Genomic DNA, 1,222 nt, shown 5'->3' with positions numbered 1-1,222 from the left:
TGAATAGCCCCTAGAATTGTAGACGCCTTCTGCCCTAATTTTGAGGACAGGAGGTCACTATGGGGAAGCCAAATTTTAGCGATGAGTTTAAGCGCGATGCGGTGCATCAAATTACCGTTCGGGGATATGCTGTTCGGGAAGTTTCTGAGCGTTTAGGTGTTAGTACACACTCGCTGTATCAATGGATGAAGAAGTTTCCGGCGAAGATTAATCCGTCATCGGATTCTGATGCCGAAGTTCGCAGGCTTAAGAGAGAACTGGCGCGTGTGACGGAGGAACGTGACATCCTAAAAAAGGCCGCCACGTACTTCGCGAAGAATGCAAAGTGAAGTACGGTTTTATCTTGGAGCATAGGGCGCAATTCACAATTCGGACGATGTGCCGTGTTTTGGGCGTTCATTTCAGCGGGTTTTACGCATGGATTAAAAATCCGTTAAGCCTGCGTGCGATGGAAGATCGGCGCCAAACCAAGCTGATCGAGAAGGCCTGGCAGGACAGCGGTAAAATTTATGGCTATCGCAAAATCCACGACGATCTCATCGATATGGGTGAAAGCGTGTCTGAGAACCGCGTGGCCAGACTTGCAAGATTGGCGGGCATTCGCGCCCAAATCGGATACAAAGCCAAGCCAAGCAATCACGGTGGCAAACCATCTGTTGTTGTCGACAACACGCTGGATCGCCAGTTCGATGTCGATGCGCCTAATCGCGTCTGGGTAGCTGATATTACATACATCAGAACCCGTGAGGGCTGGCTTTATCTGGCCGTCGTCATTGATTTGTTTTCGCGACGCGTCGTCGGCTGGGCGACACAGTCAAGACAACCAACTGATTTAGTCATCAAGGCCCTAATAACGGCGCTATGGCGGCGCAAGCCCTCTGCTGGATTACTTGTCCACACCGATCAAGGATCACAATTCACAAGCAGGGATTGGGCGTCATTTTTACGCGACCATCACATCGTTCATTCCATGAGCCGGCGCGGAAATTGTCACGACAATGCGGTTGCCGAAAGCTTCTTCAATTTGTTGAAACGTGAACGTATTCGAAGAAAAACCTACAAAACCCGCGAAATCGCGCGACAAGACATCTTCGACTACATCGAAATGTTCTACAACCCGAAAAGAAAACATGCCAGAAACGGGATGCTGTCGCCCGTCGATTTTGAAAACAGACAGTTAAACGACAAACAAGAAGGCGTCTAGGAAACTAGGGGCTATTCA

General features: G+C 49.4%; 1 protein-coding gene. It reads left to right on the top strand.

Annotation, left to right across the window (positions count from 1 at the left end; genetic code table 11):
- The first annotated feature begins 59 nt into the window (after nucleotides 1-59).
- A protein-coding gene (locus TA5113_RS08795) for an IS3 family transposase (protein ID WP_106387453.1) occupies nucleotides 60-1,204 on the top strand; the annotation gives its coding sequence in 2 pieces (ribosomal slippage) (nucleotides 60-300 and nucleotides 300-1,204; 1,146 coding nt in all).
- Nucleotides 1,205-1,222: the final 18 nt, after the last annotated feature.

Source organism: Cognatishimia activa (assembly GCF_001458335.1).
In the GTDB taxonomy this organism is placed as follows: domain Bacteria; phylum Pseudomonadota; class Alphaproteobacteria; order Rhodobacterales; family Rhodobacteraceae; genus Cognatishimia; species Cognatishimia activa.
This window is presented reverse-complemented; position numbering and strand designations above follow the sequence as displayed.